The organism is Chryseobacterium sp. SIMBA_038, from assembly GCF_046535115.1.
Lineage (GTDB): Bacteria > Bacteroidota > Bacteroidia > Flavobacteriales > Weeksellaceae > Chryseobacterium.
In genome coordinates, this window is sequence record NZ_JAWRXH010000174.1 from 1 (window position 1) to 271 (window position 271).

The window sequence follows — 271 nt, forward strand, 5'->3', positions numbered from 1 at the left end:
TGTGCAAACCGATGTACTGCACAATGTCAGTTTCAGCGTGGGCGAAGGTGAAATGATGGCGATCGTCGGTAGCTCTGGTTCCGGTAAAAGCACCTTGCTGCACTTGTTGGGCGGGCTGGATACGCCAACCTCCGGCGATGTGATCTTTAACGGTCAACCGATGAGCAAACTGTCTTCGGCGGCGAAAGCAGAGCTGCGCAACCAGAAGCTGGGCTTTATTTATCAGTTTCACCATCTGCTGCCGGATTTTACCGCCCTGGAAAACGTGGCT

1 protein-coding gene is annotated in these 271 nt (G+C 53.5%); it reads left to right on the top strand.

Annotated elements, in window-relative coordinates; translation table 11 throughout:
- Position 1: 1 nt before the first annotated feature.
- On the top strand, positions 2-271 hold a 270-nt coding region (locus SB689_RS23170; RefSeq protein WP_410694406.1), incomplete at its 3' end, for an ATP-binding cassette domain-containing protein.